Source organism: Streptomyces sp. NPDC056373 (assembly GCF_042262425.1).
In the GTDB taxonomy this organism is placed as follows: Bacteria; Actinomycetota; Actinomycetes; order Streptomycetales; family Streptomycetaceae; genus Streptomyces.
Window position 1 is genome coordinate 108,268 of the sequence record NZ_JBHJPX010000019.1, and the last position, 17,563, is coordinate 125,830.

The 17,563-nt window shown below is 71.3% G+C and carries 15 protein-coding genes; 12 read left to right on the top strand and 3 right to left on the bottom strand.

Going from position 1 to position 17,563, the window contains the following annotated elements; translation table 11 throughout:
* Positions 1–97 precede the first annotated feature (97 nt).
* The 10 genes from ACFCXS_RS33455 to ACFCXS_RS33500 all read left to right on the top strand — a co-directional run bounded on the left by ACFCXS_RS33455 (position 98) and on the right by ACFCXS_RS33500 (position 8,663).
* Positions 98–1,045, top strand: a complete 948-nt coding sequence (locus ACFCXS_RS33455; protein ID WP_376647115.1) for a Rossmann-like and DUF2520 domain-containing protein — start codon at positions 98–100, stop codon at positions 1,043–1,045.
* The gene (gene panC, locus ACFCXS_RS33460; RefSeq protein ID WP_376647116.1) at positions 1,042–2,043 is read left to right on the top strand and encodes a pantoate--beta-alanine ligase; all 1,002 of its coding nucleotides are present in this window, start codon (positions 1,042–1,044) and stop codon (positions 2,041–2,043) included. The genes ACFCXS_RS33455 and panC overlap by 4 nt, the downstream gene beginning before the upstream one ends.
* On the top strand, positions 2,040–3,749 hold the full coding sequence (locus ACFCXS_RS33465) for an L-aspartate oxidase (protein WP_376647117.1): 1,710 nt from the start codon (positions 2,040–2,042) through the stop codon (positions 3,747–3,749). Before panC ends, ACFCXS_RS33465 begins: the two co-directional genes overlap by 4 nt.
* Positions 3,750–3,754: 5 nt before the next feature.
* Positions 3,755–4,729: a carboxylating nicotinate-nucleotide diphosphorylase gene (nadC, locus tag ACFCXS_RS33470; protein WP_376647118.1), complete on the top strand. Its 975-nt coding sequence runs from the start codon at positions 3,755–3,757 to the stop codon at positions 4,727–4,729.
* A 14-nt stretch (positions 4,730–4,743) separates the two neighbouring features.
* Positions 4,744–5,541 carry a type III pantothenate kinase gene (locus ACFCXS_RS33475; protein WP_376647119.1) on the top strand — a complete coding sequence of 266 codons (798 nt, stop codon included), beginning with the start codon at positions 4,744–4,746 and terminating at the stop codon, positions 5,539–5,541.
* A gap of 407 nt (positions 5,542–5,948) precedes the next feature.
* A complete protein-coding gene (locus tag ACFCXS_RS33480; RefSeq protein WP_376647155.1) occupies positions 5,949–6,692 on the top strand; it encodes a hypothetical protein in 744 nt (247 codons plus the stop codon).
* Between the two features lie 18 nt (positions 6,693–6,710).
* Positions 6,711–6,899: a hypothetical protein gene (locus ACFCXS_RS33485; RefSeq protein WP_376647120.1), complete on the top strand. Its 189-nt coding sequence runs from the start codon at positions 6,711–6,713 to the stop codon at positions 6,897–6,899.
* Positions 6,900–7,046: 147 nt separating this feature from the next.
* Positions 7,047–7,520 (top strand): BlaI/MecI/CopY family transcriptional regulator, encoded by a 474-nt coding sequence (locus ACFCXS_RS33490; protein ID WP_376647121.1) that lies wholly within the window; start codon positions 7,047–7,049, stop codon positions 7,518–7,520.
* Between the two features lie 9 nt (positions 7,521–7,529).
* On the top strand, positions 7,530–8,063 hold the full coding sequence (locus tag ACFCXS_RS33495; RefSeq protein ID WP_031111859.1) for an amino-acid N-acetyltransferase: 534 nt from the start codon (positions 7,530–7,532) through the stop codon (positions 8,061–8,063).
* A gap of 264 nt (positions 8,064–8,327) precedes the next feature.
* A complete protein-coding gene (locus ACFCXS_RS33500; RefSeq protein ID WP_376647122.1) occupies positions 8,328–8,663 on the top strand; it encodes an Lsr2 family protein in 336 nt (111 codons plus the stop codon).
* Between the two features lie 9 nt (positions 8,664–8,672).
* On the opposite strand, the gene ACFCXS_RS33505 is transcribed toward ACFCXS_RS33500, so the two are convergent.
* Positions 8,673–9,605, bottom strand: coding sequence for an SCO3374 family protein (locus ACFCXS_RS33505; RefSeq protein WP_376647123.1), 933 nt, complete (start codon positions 9,603–9,605; stop codon positions 8,673–8,675).
* 451 nt (positions 9,606–10,056) lie between these two features.
* Between ACFCXS_RS33505 and ACFCXS_RS33510 the strand changes: the two genes are divergently transcribed.
* The gene (locus tag ACFCXS_RS33510; RefSeq protein WP_376647124.1) at positions 10,057–12,582 is read left to right on the top strand and encodes an ATP-dependent Clp protease ATP-binding subunit; all 2,526 of its coding nucleotides are present in this window, start codon (positions 10,057–10,059) and stop codon (positions 12,580–12,582) included.
* 63 nt (positions 12,583–12,645) lie between these two features.
* Here the strand turns inward: ACFCXS_RS33510 and ACFCXS_RS33515 are convergent, their stop codons facing one another.
* Positions 12,646–15,702 (bottom strand): NACHT domain-containing protein, encoded by a 3,057-nt coding sequence (locus ACFCXS_RS33515; protein WP_376647125.1) that lies wholly within the window; start codon positions 15,700–15,702, stop codon positions 12,646–12,648.
* Between the two features lie 58 nt (positions 15,703–15,760).
* Positions 15,761–16,402 carry an HAD family acid phosphatase gene (locus ACFCXS_RS33520; RefSeq protein WP_376647126.1) on the bottom strand — a complete coding sequence of 214 codons (642 nt, stop codon included), beginning with the start codon at positions 16,400–16,402 and terminating at the stop codon, positions 15,761–15,763.
* A gap of 440 nt (positions 16,403–16,842) precedes the next feature.
* Here ACFCXS_RS33520 and ACFCXS_RS33525 point away from each other — a divergent pair, with 440 nt between their 5' ends.
* Positions 16,843–17,547: a M23 family metallopeptidase gene (locus tag ACFCXS_RS33525; protein WP_376647127.1), complete on the top strand. Its 705-nt coding sequence runs from the start codon at positions 16,843–16,845 to the stop codon at positions 17,545–17,547.
* Positions 17,548–17,563 lie beyond the last annotated feature (16 nt).

Genomic DNA, 17,563 nt, shown 5'->3' on the forward strand with positions numbered 1-17,563 from the left:
CCTGTGGACGACCGAACGCCCCTCGAACCGATCGCGTTAACATGACGAGAAATCGTCCGGTACCCGGAGCGGACTGGAACGGGAAGGCCGCCGTCGAGTGAACACAACCCCACAGCCAGACCCCAAGGACCGCCCCGCGCGGCTCACCGTCGGCGTCGTCGGCGCCGGCCGTGTAGGACCCGCGCTCGCCGCGTCCCTGCAGCTCGCCGGGCACCGCCCGGTCGCCGTCTCCGCCGTCTCGGACGCCTCCCGGCGCCGCGCCGCGCACCTGCTGCCCGACGTGCCGGTGATGCCGCCCGCGGAGGTCCTGAAGCGAGCCGACCTGGTGCTGCTGACGGTCCCCGACGACGCCCTGCCCGAGCTCGTCACCGGCCTCGCCGACACCGGCTCCGTCCGCCCGGGGCAGCTCCTCGTGCACACCTCGGGGCGGTACGGGGCGCGGGTCCTCGACCCTGCCCTGCGCGCGGGCGCCCTGCCGCTCGCCCTGCACCCCGCGATGACCTTCACGGGCACGCCCGTGGACGTCCAGCGGCTGGCCGGCTGCTCCTTCGGCGTCACCGCCCCCGAGGAGCTGCGCCTCGCCGCCGAGGCCCTGGTCATCGAGATGGGCGGCGAGCCGGAGTGGATCGCCGAGGAGAACCGGCCGCTCTACCACGCGGCGCTCGCCCTGGGCGCCAACCACCTGGTCACGCTGGTCGCCCAGTCGATGGAGCTGCTGAGCGCGGCCGGCGTCACGGCCCCCGACCGGATGCTCGGCCCGCTGCTGGGCGCGGCCCTGGACAACGCCCTGCGCTCCGGCGACGCGGCCCTCACCGGCCCGGTCGCGCGCGGCGACGCGGGCACGGTCGCCGCGCACGTCGCCGAGCTGCGCCGGCACGCGCCCCAGGCAGTCGACGGCTACCTGGCGATGGCCCGCGCGACCGCAGACCGGGCCCTGGCCCACGGCCTGCTGAAGCCGGAACTGGCCGAGGACCTCCTCGGGGTACTCGCCCACGGGACCGACGGCACTCACGGCACCGACGGCACCGAAGGGGACGCCCGATGACCACCACCCTGCTGCGCACCGCCGGCGAGCTGCACGCGCGCGCGGGTGCGGGCCGCCGCGCCGTGGTGATGACCATGGGCGCGCTGCACGAGGGCCACGCCAAGCTGATCCGCACCGCGCGCACCCTCGCGGGGCCGGACGGCGAGGTCGTCGTCACCGTCTTCGTCAACCCGCTCCAGTTCGGCCAGGGCGAGGACCTCGACCGCTACCCCCGCACCCTGGACGCCGACCTCGCCCTCGCGGAACAGTCGGGCGCGGACGTCGTGTTCGCCCCCGCCGTGGACGAGGTCTACCCGGGCGGCGAGCCCCGGATCCGCATCACCGCGGGCCCCATGGGCGAGCGCCTGGAAGGCTCCTCCCGCCCCGGCCACTTCGACGGCATGCTCACCGTCGTCGCCAAGCTGCTGCACCTGACCCGCCCCGACGTCGCCCTCTACGGGCAGAAGGACGCCCAGCAGCTCGCCCTGATCCGCCGCATGGTGCGGGACCTGAACTTCGGCGTGGAGATCGTCGGCGTGCCCACCGTCCGCGAGGAGGACGGCCTGGCCCTGTCCAGCCGCAACCGCTACCTGTCGGCGGCCGAGCGGCGCACCGCCCTCGCCCTGTCCGGGGCGCTGTTCGCGGGCCAGGACCGGCACGCCGCACAGGAGGCGCTGCGGGCCCGGGCGCGCGAGGTGCCCGCCACGCGCGCGCGTGCCGAGGCGCTCAGCGCCATAGGGGAGTCCCGTGCGGCGGCGGACGCGCACGCCGTGGCGACGGCGGTCCCGGGCGGCCCGTCGGCCGTCCGCGCCGCCGCGCGCCAGGTCCTGGACGAGGCCGCCCGCCTCGAACCGCCTCTCGTGCTGGACTACCTCGCCCTGGTCGACCCGTCCGACTTCGCCGAGATCGAGGACGACTTCACCGGTGACGCGATCCTCGCCGTCGCGGCCCGGGTCGGGGCGACCCGGCTGATCGACAACGTCCCGCTCACCTTCACACGCTTCGGAGCCGCCTCGTGACCACCACAGGCATACGTCTGCACGCGCCCGCCCCCGGTTGGTCCATCTCCGCGGACGTGGTCGTCGTCGGCTCCGGTGTCGCCGGCCTGACCGCGGCACTGCGCTGCGAGGCGGCCGGCCTGCACACGGTCGTCGTCACCAAGGCCCGCCTCGACGACGGCTCCACCCGCTGGGCCCAGGGCGGCATCGCCGCGGCCCTCGGCGAGGGCGACACCCCCGAGCAGCACCTCGACGACACCCTGGTCGCGGGCGTCGGCCTCTGCGACGAGGACGCGGTCCGCCTCCTGGTCACCGAGGGTCCCGACGCCGTACGCCGCCTCATCGAGACCGGCGCCCGGTTCGACGAGTCCTCCGAAGGCGACCTCGAACTGACCCGCGAGGGCGGCCACCACCGCCGCCGCATCGCCCACGCCGGCGGTGACGCCACCGGCGCCGAGATCTCCCGCGCGCTGGTCGAGGCCGTCCGCGCGCGGGGCATGCGCACCGTCGAGAACGCGCTCGTCCTGGACCTCCTCACGGACGCGGAGGGCCACACCGCCGGCGTGACCCTGCACGTCATGGGGGAGGGCCGGCACGACGGCGTCGGCGCCGTCCACGCCCCCAACGTGGTCCTGGCGACCGGCGGCATGGGCCAGGTCTTCTCCGCGACCACCAACCCGTCGGTGTCGACCGGCGACGGCGTGGCGCTCGCGCTGCGGGCCGGCGCGGAGGTCAGCGACCTGGAGTTCGTCCAGTTCCACCCGACCGTGCTGTTCCTCGGCCCGGACGCGGAGGGCCAGCAGCCGCTGGTCTCCGAGGCCGTGCGCGGCGAGGGCGCCCACCTGATCGACGCCGGCGGCGTCCGCTTCATGGTCGGGCAGCACGAGCTGGCCGAACTGGCCCCCCGCGACATCGTCGCCAAGGGCATCCTGCGCCGCATGCTGGAGCAGAACGCCGAGCACGTCTACCTCGACGGCCGGCACTTCGGCGCGCAGATGTGGGAGCACCGTTTCCCGACGATCCTGGCCTCCTGCCGCGCCCACGGCATCGACCCGGTCACGGACCCCGTCCCGGTCGCTCCGGCCGCCCACTACGCCTCAGGCGGCGTCCGCACCGACTCCCACGGCCGTACGACCGTCCCCGGCCTCTACGCGTGCGGCGAGGTCGCCTGCACCGGCGTGCACGGAGCCAACCGCCTGGCGTCCAACTCCCTGCTCGAAGGCCTGGTCTACGCCGAGCGCATCGCGGCCGACATCGCGGCGAACGGCCTCCACGCGCGCGTGCCCCAGCCGGTTCCGCAACCGGAGATCCCCGAGCACCCCCTGCAGAGCCCTCGGGCCCGCTTCGCGATCCAGCGGATCATGACGGGCGGGGCGGGCGTGCTGCGTTCCGCCGGCTCCCTCGCCAAGGCCGCCGACCAGCTCCAGCGACTGCACTCCGACGCCCGGGAGGCCCTCGCCGAGAACGGCAGGACGGCCGAGGCCGGCGTCGACACCTGGGAGGCCACCAACCTGCTGTGCGTGGCCCGCGCGCTGGTCGCCGCAGCCCAGCTGCGCGAGGAGACCCGGGGCTGCCACTGGCGCGAGGACCGCCCCGAGCGCGACGACGCCGCCTGGCGACGGCACATCGTCGTCACCCTGAATCCGGACCGCACGCTGGCCGTGCACACCACGGACACCACAGACTTCCCCCCGACCCTCCCGACCCACGCCCCTCAGGAGCAGTGACCGACGTGAGCACCCCCGACCTTCCCCTGGCCTCCTCCGGAGGCTGCTCGGACGGCTGCGCCTGCGGCGCGGACGACGAGGCGTACCTGGAGTGCGGCCTGGACCCCGCACTCGCCCAGCTCCTGGCCGACGCCGGTCTCGACCCCGTCGAGGTCGAGGACATCGCCAACGTGGCCCTCCAGGAGGACCTGGCCCACGGCGTGGACGTGACGACGGTGGCGACCATCCCCGAGGACGCGGTGGCCACGGCCGACTTCACCGCACGCGAGGCGGGCACGGTGGCCGGGCTGCGGGTCGCCGAGGCGGTCATCTCGGTGGTCTGCGAGGAGGAGCTGGAGATCGAGCGCCACGCCGAGGACGGCGACCGCGTCGAGGCCGGCCAGAAGCTCCTCTCCGTCACCACCCGCACCCGCGACCTCCTCACGGCCGAGCGCAGTGCGCTGAACATCCTGTGCCGCCTGTCGGGCGTCGCGACGGCCACGCGCGCGTGGGCGGACGCGCTCGACGGGACCAAGGCGAAGGTCCGCGACACCCGCAAGACGACCCCCGGCCTGCGCAGCCTGGAAAAGTACGCGGTCCGCTGCGGCGGCGGCGTCAACCACCGCATGTCCCTCTCCGACGCGGCCCTCGTCAAGGACAACCACGTGGTCGCCGCGGGCGGTGTCGCGCAGGCCTTCCAGGCGGTGCGCGAACGCTTCCCGGACGTGCCCATCGAGGTCGAGGTCGACACCCTGGACCAGCTCCGCGAGGTCCTGGACGCCGGCGCCGACCTGATCCTGCTGGACAACTTCACTCCGGCCGAGTGCGCCGAGGCCGTCGAGACCGTCCAGGGCCGCGCCGCCCTGGAGGCCTCCGGCCGCCTCACGCTCGACAACGCGAAGGCGTACGCGGACACCGGCGTCGACTACCTCGCCGTCGGAGCCCTCACCCACTCCTCGCCGATCCTGGACATCGGCCTGGACCTGCGGCCGGCGGAGTAGGGGCGGTACGGGTCATGCTGCTGACGATCGACGTAGGAAACACCCACACCGTCCTCGGCCTGTTCGACGGCGACGAGATCGTCGAACACTGGCGCATCTCCACGGACGCGCGCCGCACCGCCGACGAACTGGCGGTCCTCCTCCAGGGCCTGATGGGCATGCACCCGCTCCTCGGCGACGAGCTGGGCGACGGCATCGACGGCATCGCCATCTGCGCCACCGTCCCCTCGGTCCTGCACGAGCTGCGCGAGGTGACCCGCCGCTACTACGGCGACGTGCCCGCGATCCTCGTCGAGCCGGGCGTCAAGACGGGCGTGCCGATCCTCATGGACAACCCCAAGGAGGTCGGCGCCGACCGCATCATCAACGCGGTCGCGGCGGTCGAGCTCTACGGAGGCCCCGCCATCGTCGTCGACTTCGGCACGGCGACGACGTTCGACGCGGTCAGCGCGCGCGGCGAGTACGTCGGCGGGGTCATCTCGCCCGGCATCGAGATCTCCGTCGAGGCTCTCGGCGTCCGCGGCGCCCAGCTCCGCAAGATCGAGGTGGCCCGGCCCCGCAGCGTCATCGGCAAGAACACGGTCGAGGCGATGCAGTCGGGCGTCATCTACGGCTTCGCCGGCCAGGTCGACGGCGTCGTCGGCCGCATGGCCCGCGAGCTGTCGGAGGACCCCGACGACGTCACGGTCATCGCCACGGGCGGGCTGGCCCCGCTGGTGCTGGGCGAGTCCTCGGTCATCGACGAGCACGAACCGTGGCTGACCCTGATCGGCCTGCGCCTGGTGTACGAGCGCAACGTGTCACGCATGTGAGCCGCCGCCCGGTGTTGCGGCCGGGACCGGGTGGGTCCGCAGCCGGGCGGAGCCGCGCCCGCACCCGCGTACGGCGAGAAGGGGACGTGTCGGGGGGTGTCCGCCCGCAGCGGTTGGCGCGTCAACGCCGGTCAGTCGGTATGAAGGCCCATCGCGCCGTTCCGAGGACGGACACCCCCCGGCGCGGCCCCGACCCCACCCGACGGTCAGGCGAGGACGCGCACCCGACGGTCAGGCGAGGACGCGCACCCGACGGTCAGGCGAGGACGCGCACCCGACGTCACGCGAGGACGTTCCCCCCCGCCCACCCGAGTGGTCCCCCGCGCCACACCCACCCCCTATGCGCAATTTGTCTGATTAGCGCGTATCGTCGCCGCATGCCCACGCCATACGGATCCCGCGGCGGCATGGCGTTCGGCGTGGAGGAGCTGCGTGTGCTCCGCCGCGCTCTCGCCCTCGCCCTCCACCCCACCCCCGCCTCGGCCGACGACGTCCAGGACTGTCTCCGTCTCGCAGAGTCGCTCGACGAGGCGCTGCGGGAGGGAGTCAGGCTGCGTGCCTTCCTCGTGGCCGACCTGGGCCGGTACCGCACCGCCCTCCCCGGCACCGCCGCCGGCTACCTCGCGCTCCTGGACGAGGCCCTGGGCGCCGGTTACCGCCCCCTCCCCGACGACCTGGCCGCCCTGCGGGCCCTGCGCGGCAATCCCGCCGCAGCGGCCCTCCTGGACCGCTGCACGCCCGCCACCGGGGCAGCCGCGCCCGCCCCGGTGGCCGTCGTCCCCGGCTCCCGCGACCGAACCGGCACCAGCGCCGCCGCCGGCACCCGTACCGGCACCCGTACCGCCACAGGCACCGGCACCCGTACCGCCACAGGCACCGGCACCCGTACCGGCACAGGCGCCCGCACCCCCACCCGTCTCCTGGCGATCCCCGGCGGCCGCCGCGCCCCCGGTGACGCCGCCGCGAACGGCCCGGAGAAGCAGCCCGAGAAGAAGCCCGCGCGCAAGCCGGCGCCCCCCAAGCCCGCCCCGGCCCCCGCCCCCGACGCCCCGAAGCCCTCCCGCCCGATCCCCACCCCGGGCGAGGTCTTCCCGCGCCGCAAGCCGGCCCCACCGCCCCCCGCGAACCCCCAGCAGCTCGCCGCGGGCTGACGTGGCTACCCTGGATCCATGGACTACGTCTCCGCGCTCCTGCCCCCGGCCGTCATGGCCGTCTTCTTCATCGGCGTGATCCGGGTGATCGTGAAGACCCAGGGCGGCGCCAACAAGGCCAAGGAGGACGCGGCCGTGGACGCCGCCCTCGCGCGCGTGGAGGGCGCCCGCCAGTCCGGCACGGCCCCTTCGAAGACCGACGCCTGACCCACCCCTTCCGAGGGCGTACGACTCGGTGGACCCGCACCCCGCGGCGCCCGCACAGCCGAGCCGTACGCCCTTTTTGTTCCCGTTCGCCGGTGAAGCGCACGTCCGCCACGCCATAACCGGGATCTCCCACTATTGTTCTGAGCTGTGCCTCGCCCATTGGGAGAACTCGAAGACGCGGTCATGTCGCGGGTGTGGAAGTGGAACCGCCCGGTGACCGTTCGAGAAGTCCTGGAAGATCTTCAGAAGGAGCGGTCCATCGCGTACACCACCGTGATGACCGTTTTGGACAATCTCCATCAGAAGGGCTGGGTGCGCCGCGAGGCGGAAGGCCGTGCCTATCGATATGAGGCGGTCTCCACCCGCGCCGCCTACGCGGCCGCCCTGATGAACGACGCCTGGTCGCAGAGCGACAACCCCGCCGCCGCTCTCGTCGCCTTCTTCGGCATGATGAGCGAGGAACAACGGCAGTCTCTCAGCGATGCCGTGCGGATCGTGCAGGGGCCGGAAACCCAGGAACCGACCGAACCGTCGGAATCCGCGGAACGGGCCGAACGGCCGGAACGCGGGGAAGGGGCCGAGGAGAACCCCGCCTCCGCTCAGGACCCCGGCGGGCGATAGCGTCCCGCCATGTCCGCGAAGAGCCCCGAAGCCACCGCAAAAGCCATCACCGTCCGGCGGGCCCGCACCAGCGATGTCCCGGCCGTGCGCGGCCTCCTTGACGCCTACGTGCGCGGCCGCATCCTGCTCGACAAAGCGACGGTGACGCTTTACGAGGACATCCAGGAGTTCTGGGTCGCGGAACGGGACGACAACGCCGAGGTCGTCGGCTGCGGTGCGCTGCACGTGATGTGGGAAGACCTCGCGGAAGTCCGCACTCTCGCGGTGAAGCCCGGCCTGAAGGGCGCGGGCGTCGGGCACCGGGTGCTGGAGAAGTTGCTGCAGACCGCCCGCTGGCTCGGTGTTCGCCGGGTTTTCTGTCTGACCTTCGAAGTCGACTTCTTCACCAAGCACGGCTTCGTGGAGATCGGCGAGACACCCGTCGACACGGATGTGTACGCGGAGCTGCTGCGTTCCTATGACGAGGGCGTCGCGGAGTTCCTGGGACTCGAACGAGTGAAACCGAACACCTTGGGCAACAGCCGGATGCTTCTGCATCTGTGATCGTCGGGCGCAAGTCGTCGCAAGAGGGCCGGGCGGGTTCGGCAAGGCATATTCCGCGGGGCCGCCCCTGCCCCGGTGCCCTATGTCCGAAACGCGCACGTTTCCGGACCGAGCCCGGGCTGCCGGTCTCTGCCGGGGGTTTGTGTTTTTCCGGCAAAAGCGGTTTGCTTTCCGAGGTACTGCAGTACTGCATATAACAGGGGACGGCGATACGGCGGACGCCGGCACACCCCGGCCCTGAAGATATCGATGAAAGGAAATCCGGTGGCACAGAAGGTTCAGGTCCTTCTTGTCGACGACCTCGACGGTGGCGAGGCGGACGAGACCGTGACGTTCGCGCTGGACGGCAAGACGTACGAGATCGATCTCACCACCTCCAATGCGGACAAGCTCCGTGGCCTTCTCGAGCCTTACGTGAAGGGCGGTCGTCGTACCGGAGGCCGTGCTTCGGGCGGACGCGGAAAGGCGCGCGCGGCTTCGGGCGGCAGCCAGGACACCGCGGCGATCCGCGCCTGGGCGAAGGAGAACGGCTACGAGGTCAACGACCGCGGCCGTGTTCCCGCGACCATCCGCGAGGCTTACGAGAAGGCCAACGGCTGAACAGCGGCACTACCGACCCTGCGTACGCACGGCCGGTGGCTGGGCGCACGCGCGCCGCAGCCGGACCCGGTGGCACTGTGTGGCCACCGCGTTCACCAACCGCACGAGATCGGGGGCGTCCCCAGCGCCCCCCAGCGCCGACAGCGTCGGCAGCGAGGCCTCGACCTCGCATCCCGGCTCGGGGGGCCGCAGCCACACGGCGGCCCCCTGGGAACCGACCCGGCCCGGCGCGGACGGCCGGCCGACGGCGGAACCGGGACCAGAGGGCGGCGACCCGCCCCTGAACGGTGTGCCCGCGCCACAGGCCGGGAGAGCGACCGCCGGTACGGCGCGGGGCTCGCACGGATCGCGCGGCCCGGACGGTTCGGACACCCCGCACGCTTCGTGTCCCTCGGACGCCCCCCGCGCTTCGCAGCCCTCGGACGGCTCCCACGGCTCACGTGCCTCGGAAGGCACCCACGGCTCGCGCGCCTCGGACGGCTCGGAGGGCTCGCACGAGAGCAGCCCCGCCCTCTCCCCGTGAGACACCCGGGGCGACGGCGCCGCCATCAGGCCGCCCGCCCCGATCGCCGCCAGATCCAGCGGCAGGCGTCCCCAGTCCAGCCACTCCAGCAGCCCGGGAAGTTCTTCGGCGCTGCCCGCGGCCACCAGGAACAGCATCCGGTCGCCGTGGAGGGCCACGGGAGAGCCCGTCGCCCGGCGGCGCAGCGTCGCGTGCCCCGCCCGCGCCGGCACGTCCAGAACGTCGTAACGCACCCCCACCACCAGTCGCGGGGGATCGCCGGGCACCGTCGGCCAGCCCAGTTCCTTCTCGTACCACCGCCGGACCTGACCGCTCGCGGGACGGTCCGTGCCCGGGCCGCTCACGGCTGGGCCGGCCGGGTCGAGCGGCCGGCGGGGGAGCGGGAAGGCGGGGGACGGGAGGGCCGGGGACGCGATCACGGGACGAGGGGCGCCGAACATGCCAAGTGCAACAGCCGGAAAGCCGTGCGGGTTACGCTGGGTGGCGTCGCGGACGCACAGGGTGGCGAATCGGGGGCGCGAAAGGGGTGCGGGGAGGCGCAAGGTTGTTCGCCCGTAGCGGAGGGAACGGGGGCGCTCGGCATGGACTTCCGGTCCCCGCGGGTAAGACATCCCTAGTGGGAGGGGGCGACACGCAGAAAAGGACGTCTCACGTTCGCCATCGGCGTACTGGCGAGTGGGGTATACGCCTGGCCTGCGGGAACATCGTCTCGCACCATCGGGTTGGAGCAGATGTCGGCGTCACGGGTCAGGAGGCCATCGACGGTGTCGGCAGTTGGAATGAGCGGTCCCCGCTTGCGGGACTAAGCTGCGGAAGGACAGGGAGGGGAAGTTCCCCCCACTGCCTGACCGCTCTGAGGAGCGATTAACGATGTTCGAGAGGTTCACCGACCGCGCGCGGCGGGTTGTCGTCCTGGCTCAGGAAGAAGCCCGGATGCTCAACCACAACTACATCGGCACTGAGCACATCCTCCTGGGCCTGATCCACGAGGGTGAAGGTGTCGCCGCCAAGGCCCTTGAGAGCCTCGGGATTTCGCTCGAGGCGGTCCGCCAGCAGGTGGAGGAGATCATCGGGCAGGGGCAGCAGGCCCCGTCCGGGCACATCCCCTTCACCCCCCGTGCCAAGAAGGTCCTGGAGCTGTCGCTCCGCGAGGCCCTTCAGCTGGGCCACAACTACATCGGCACGGAGCACATCCTGCTCGGCCTGATCCGCGAGGGCGAGGGCGTCGCCGCCCAGGTCCTCGTCAAGCTGGGCGCAGATCTCAACCGCGTGCGGCAGCAGGTCATCCAGCTGCTCTCCGGTTACCAGGGCAAGGAGACCGCCACCGCCGGCGGTCCTGCCGAGGGCACCCCCTCCACGTCCCTGGTCCTCGACCAGTTCGGCCGGAACCTCACCCAGGCCGCTCGTGAGTCCAAGCTCGACCCGGTCATCGGGCGCGAGAAGGAGATCGAGCGGGTCATGCAGGTGCTGTCCCGCCGTACGAAGAACAACCCGGTGCTGATCGGTGAGCCCGGCGTCGGCAAGACCGCCGTCGTCGAGGGCCTCGCCCAGGCCATCGTCAAGGGCGAGGTGCCCGAGACCCTCAAGGACAAGCACCTCTACACCCTGGACCTCGGCGCGCTGGTCGCCGGCTCCCGCTACCGCGGTGACTTCGAGGAGCGCCTGAAGAAGGTCCTCAAGGAGATCCGCACCCGCGGCGACATCATCCTGTTCATCGACGAGCTGCACACGCTGGTCGGTGCGGGTGCCGCCGAGGGCGCCATCGACGCCGCTTCGATCCTGAAGCCGATGCTGGCCCGCGGTGAGCTGCAGACCATCGGTGCGACCACGCTGGACGAGTACCGCAAGCACCTGGAGAAGGACGCGGCCCTGGAGCGCCGCTTCCAGCCCATCCAGGTCGCGGAGCCGTCCCTGCCGCACACGATCGAGATCCTCAAGGGTCTCCGTGACCGGTACGAGGCCCACCACCGCGTCTCCATCACCGACGAGGCGCTGGTCCAGGCCGCCACCCTGGCCGACCGGTACATCTCGGACCGCTTCCTGCCGGACAAGGCGATCGACCTGATCGACGAGGCCGGTTCCCGGATGCGCATCCGCCGGATGACCGCCCCGCCGGACCTGCGCGAGTTCGACGAGAAGATCGCGGGCGTGCGCCGCGACAAGGAGTCCGCGATCGACTCGCAGGACTTCGAGAAGGCCGCCTCCCTGCGCGACAAGGAGAAGCAGCTCCTGGCCGCCAAGGCCAAGCGGGAGAAGGAGTGGAAGGCCGGCGACATGGACGTCGTCGCCGAGGTCGACGGCGAGCTGATCGCCGAGGTCCTCGCCACGGCCACCGGCATCCCGGTCTTCAAGCTGACCGAGGAGGAGTCCTCGCGTCTGCTGCGCATGGAGGACGAGCTCCACAAGCGCGTCATCGGCCAGGTCGACGCCGTCAAGGCGCTGTCGAAGGCGATCCGCCGTACGCGTGCCGGTCTGAAGGACCCCAAGCGCCCCGGTGGCTCGTTCATCTTCGCCGGCCCCTCCGGTGTCGGTAAGACCGAGCTGTCCAAGGCGCTCGCCGAGTTCCTCTTCGGCGACGAGGACGCGCTGATCTCCCTCGACATGTCGGAGTTCAGCGAGAAGCACACGGTCTCGCGGCTCTTCGGCTCGCCCCCCGGTTACGTGGGCTACGAGGAGGGCGGCCAGCTCACCGAGAAGGTCCGCCGCAAGCCGTTCTCCGTCGTCCTCTTCGACGAGGTCGAGAAGGCCCACCCGGACATCTTCAACTCGCTGCTGCAGATCCTGGAGGACGGTCGCCTGACCGACTCCCAGGGCCGGGTCGTGGACTTCAAGAACACGGTCATCATCATGACGACCAACCTCGGCACCCGGGACATCTCCAAGGGCTTCAACCTGGGCTTCGCGGCCCAGGGCGACACGAAGTCCAACTACGAGCGCATGAAGAACAAGGTCTCGGACGAGCTCAAGCAGCACTTCCGGCCCGAGTTCCTCAACCGCGTCGACGACGTGGTCGTCTTCCCGCAGCTCAGCCAGGACGACATCCTCAAGATCGTCGACCTGATGATCGGCAAGGTCGACGAGCGCCTGAAGGACCGGGACATGGGCATCGAGCTCTCCCAGTCCGCCAAGGAGCTGCTGTCCAAGAAGGGCTACGACCCGGTGCTGGGTGCGCGTCCGCTGCGTCGCACCATCCAGCGCGAGATCGAGGACTCGCTGTCGGAGAAGATCCTCTTCGGCGAGCTGCGTCCCGGTCACATCGTGGTCGTCGACACGGAGGGTGAGGGCGAGACCAAGACCTTCACCTTCCGCGGCGAGGAGAAGGCGGCCCTGCCGGACGTCCCGCCGATCGAGCAGGCGGCCGGCGGCTCGGGTCCGAACCTGAGCAAGGACGCGTAAGCGTCACGACCCGCTGAGAGGGGCCGGTGCTGAACAGCACCGGCCCCTCTCGCATGCCTCGGATCAGATCCGGATGATCTCGGCGGCGGGGAAGAATTCGGCGTAGGAGATGAGGGGCTCCTTGCTCTCGAACCGCCTGACCGCCAGCGTGCGCAAGCCGGGCAGACGGGACGCGAGGGTGCGCAGTGCCTTCTCGGGGTAGTACCGGTCGGAGATCTGCAGGCTGGTGAGATTGGGCAGGTGCGGCATGGCGTCGAGGGAGTAGGCGCCGGACAGCCCGTACAGGTACAGAGCAGTGAGCGACGGGAGTGACGCCACTTCTTGCCAGTCATCGGCACTCAGTGGCGTCTGAGCCGATACGTCGAGGGTCAGGTACCGCACCGTGGGCCACCGGGCCAGGTCTCGCAGACCAGTGGAACGGATGACGTCCATGCCCAGGTAGAGGTCTTCCAAGGGCGCGTCGACCGGGAGGGAATCGGCGAGGCTGCTGCCCGGGAGCCGCTGGTTGACCCACAGCTGGGTGAGCAGGCGCAGCGTCCGCAGCCCACCGATGTCCGCCAGCCCGAACACCAGCAGATCGGTGAGGGGAAGCTCCGACAAGGGCGCGAGGCCGGCGGCCCGGGGGCAGCCTTGGATCCGCAGGCTGGTCAGCGATCGAAACCGCAGCAGTTCGCCCAGGTCGTCGAGGAGCGCATTGTGGTGCAGGCTCAGAGTGCGCACCGAGGCGGGTTCGGCAACGGAGCCGAGGATCTCGGCGAGGGGCGCCGGGCCCTGAAGTCTGATCCGTTCCCAGGGACGCATCAGACGGAGTGCCGCCCTCTGCTCGGCCGAATCGCAGCTCAGCAGCAGCCCGTCCCGTTTCAGGTGGTCGAGTACCTCGATCGCGTACTCCCGAGCGTCGAACCGGCTCCAGGTCCCCACGAGCTGGCGCCGTACCCCGAGATCCGGATGCCCGCGGAAGCGGCGCAGCACGGCCAGCGCGCCCTCGGGTTCCTGGTCCCCGAGGAGGGATGCAGCGACCGTGACGCCGAGCCCTTCGTCCGCGGTCAGCCCTTCCGGTCCCGGCAGCAGCTCCAGGACCAGTGGTCCGGCCTCCGCCAAGGCCCTTGCCTCCGGTGTCGTGCGCGGAGGGATCAGCCCGGCCGCCCGTTCCTCCACCTCCGCACGTACGCCGGGGTCCAAGGCCGCGGCGTGTTCCAGGCAGGCCAGGGCGAGGAGGGTCAGCCGTGGGGTGTCCTCGGCCAGCAGGCGGCGGAGGAGCATCGCCCGCTCCCGGGGGCGGGCGTGCGCGACCGCCATGCGGATCACGTCTTCCCACAGGGCGTCGCCCGCGTGACCGGCGAGCACGTCCAGGTGGCCCTCCTCGACGGCGTACCGGGCGCCCAGGTAGTCCTGGAAGGTGCGGTGGACGAAGTCGACGACGCCCTCTGCCGGCTGGCGGAGCAGGCCGCTCCGGAGCATGAGGGTGTGCAACACGTCCGCCGAGTCCCGCCGGCCCGGCACCCGCGCGATCGCCGGCAGACAGCGGGTCACGATGCCCTCGGCCGTCTCCAGGTCCATCTCCGTCCGTCCGCTCAGCACGAGCGCGTAGGCGAGGCGCTGGAGCAACTCCAGCTGGGCCTCCTCGCCCAGCTCGGCCCCGTCCACCGCGCCCATGCCCCGCTCCCGGTCGCGGCGCGCGAGCAGCATCCCGAGGGCGGCGTCGTACAGCTCCTTGCGGCCGGTGGGGAGGTAGCCCCGCCGCTCCCGGTGGAGGGCGCAGATCAGTCCGCACATCAAGGGGTTGGTGGCGAGGCGGGCCAGGTCCCGTTTGGTGTGCAGGGCGTCAAGGAGCCGCGTCTCGTACTCGGGCGCCCGCGCGGCCGCGTGCCAGCGGTGCACGAACGTCGTCACGTCGGCTCGGCGCATGGGGGCGAGGGTCAGTTCCCGGAAACCCTCCGTGGCCAGCCAGTCGGGGCGTACGGCTGTCGGGCGTGAGGTCAGCAGCCAGTGATTGCCGGGGAAGGCGTGGATCAGGGCGAGCAGCCAGTCACGGGTGCGGTGCCGCTCGGCGGCGGGAATCTCGTCCAGGCCGTCGACGAGTACGAGGCCTCGCCCGGCGTCCAGAACGCGCTCGGCCCAGCCCTCGGGCGGGGCCAGCGGGCAACCCACCGCGGTGAGGAAGGCGGACGGCGCGGGGAGCGCGCCCAGGCGGATCAGAGTGCGCAGGGGGAGGACGAACGGGATGCGGGCCGTGTCCCTGCTGGCGGTCACCGCCAGCCACTGCACGAGAGTGGTCTTGCCGGATCCCGCGTCGCCGCGCAGCATGACCCGGTCATGGCTGCCCAGGGCCTCCTCCGCGGGAAGACGCACGGTGGCGCCGGCGGCGGACGTGTGCTCGCCGGGCGGCGCCTCGGGTGGTGCGCCCTGCTCGGCGCCGGCGGCCTCCAGGCTCAGATAGGCCACTTCGAGGGGCCAGCGGTCCGGGGAGTCCCGCAGGTCGATGCCGTAGATGGTGATGTGGTTGTGGCGCTCGGCGACGAACGGCAGGTAGCGGCGTTCGAAGGAGGCGTCACGGGCGTACGGACGGGGATTACGGGTGAGCAGATCGTCGACCTTGGCGATCAGTTCCCCTTGGCCCCGGGTCTGCTCGACGAGGGTGCGGGCGACAAACGTGGAGCGACGGGTGAAGAACTCCAGGATGTTCAGGCACGCCCACTCGGTCGCGTGATCGAGGAAGTGGCAGGAGTCCGCGGACAGGCCGTCGGGTGCGGGGGCCGCGTAGTGCAGTTTCTTGGCCAGCTCGCGGTGGCCCAGGCGGACCGCCTGGACGTCGTCCATGTCGAGGTCGCCGAGGGCGAGCAGCCTGCGCGCCAGTGTGTCGGTGACGGCGATCTGCTCGTCGGACGGGAAGGGGGGCTCGCCGGGAGAGTCCACCGCCTGCGCCACGATCCGACCGGCGAGCCCCTGTACGTCCTGCTCGTCCAGAGTGCGCTTCTCGCCCCGGAAGGACACGAGCGCGGCGAGGCGCACGGGCTGGTCGAGCAGTCCAGCGCCCGGGCTCTCCGAACGGAAGAGCTTTTTCAGCAGGGGGGCGACCAGTGCGGACGCCAGTCTGCCCCCGAGTACCGTCGGATCCATCCGCCTCACCCCCGTGATCGTGAACGGGGGTGAGACTACTCGCAGTTGACGGGGCGGGTCAGGAGAGCTGCCCGTCGTAGTCCGGCAGCTTGAACGTCTTCTCGGCGTGGCCGCCCGACAGGTCGGTGGCGCTGTTGCCGATGTTCGCGATGATCGTGTAGCCCTTGCGCTCGACGTCGACGCGCTGGGCCGTCTTGTAGTCGGCGACGTTCTTGAAGAGGTCGATGAAGTTGCGGACGTAGAGTCCGGAGACCTGGTAGCCGGTCTGCTTCAGGTTGTACTGGGTGAACGAGGCGATGATGTCCGGCCGGGCGGTCACGAAGAACAGCGCGACGCCGCGCTCCTGGGCGTATCTCGCGGCTTCCAGGACCGGCTTGTTGGCCGGTTGCGGATAGGCGAAGCCGAAGTCCGTCTCCAGTGTCGTGTTGTCGATGTCGAAGACGATCGCCTGCTTCTCGCCCGGCTTCTGGGCCGCGATCCGCTGCTTCAGATAGGGCAGTGCCTGGTCCATCACGGCCTGGCAGTCCTTCTGCCAGGTGCCGTAGTCGACGTCCGCGGCCGCGGACGTCGACGTGACCTTGGTGGTGGTGGAGGCCTGTGCGGCGGGCGCGGCGTCGGCCGGTGCGGCCATGGCCACGAGCGCCGCCGCGGAGACGGCGGTCACTGATGCGCGGCGCAACCAGGGGCGTCGGGTCTGCATGTCGTGGGGGTCCTCTCACGTCCGTGACGCTGCCAACATGTCGTGTGCATGCTCGTGCTCGAGGGTGGCGTGAGGGGAACCGTAGGGTTACCGGACGGTAGGCGCCTAGAGGCCTGCGTCACATTTTCTGAATGACCGAAGAGGGCCCTCGGTGACATGGCGCACAGGCGATATGTCCGTTACTAGCAGGAATAGTGGCTAACGGACCGGGAGAAAAGGGATTCTTCCCCCGATGCGCGGGTGGAAGTGCTGGCCAGTGTCCTGATTCGTACCGAATGACTGCTCTGTCAAGAGACGTAGAACACTGAACCAAATTACTAACTAGCGTCGTAGATCACGCTTTTGGGAGTTTGTCGGGCTTCGGGTTACCAAGGGATGGCCACACGGCGAGCGGTTGTGCGCCGGGTGGTTTTCTCCGTCCCCTTCCACACGAGGTTTCGATGTCCCAGCGCGTCACGTCCCGTTCTTCCCGTACGTCCCAGCTCCGCACCCGTGCGACCGTGCTGGCCGCCGGCCTTGGTGTCTCGGTCGCACTGGGAGCCGGGGTCGCGTCCGCCGCCGACACCACGGCCGCGTCCGGGGCCGCCAGTGCCGTCCAGGCGCAGGCCGCCGCCCAGGCCAAGGTCGCCAAGGCCGAGGCCGCGAAGGCCGAGAAGGCCGCCGCCGCCAAGAAGGCGGCCGAGAAGAAGGCCGCGGCCAAGAAGGCGGCCGCCAAGAAGGCCAAGCCGTCCTGGATCGACCCGGTGAAGAAGTACACGCTCTCCGCGAGCTTCGCCCAGAACGGCGGCATGTGGGCGCACAAGCACAGCGGCCAGGACTTCGCCGTGCCGAGCGGTACGCAGGTCCTCGCCGCCCACGGCGGCACCGTGGTCAAGGCCGGCGGCAACGGCGCCGGCGACGGTCCCGCGTACGGCAACGCCATCGTCATCAAGCACGGCAACGGCACGTACTCCCAGTACGCCCACCTGTCGAAGGTCGAGGTGCGCGTCGGCCAGATCGTCAAGACCGGCCAGGAGATAGCCAGGTCCGGCAACACCGGCAACTCCAGCGGCCCGCACCTGCACTTCGAGATCCGTACGACCCCGAACTACGGCTCGGCGGTCGACCCGGTGAAGTTCCTGCGCGCCAAGGGCGTGACGGTCTGACCGAAGGCGTGATCCC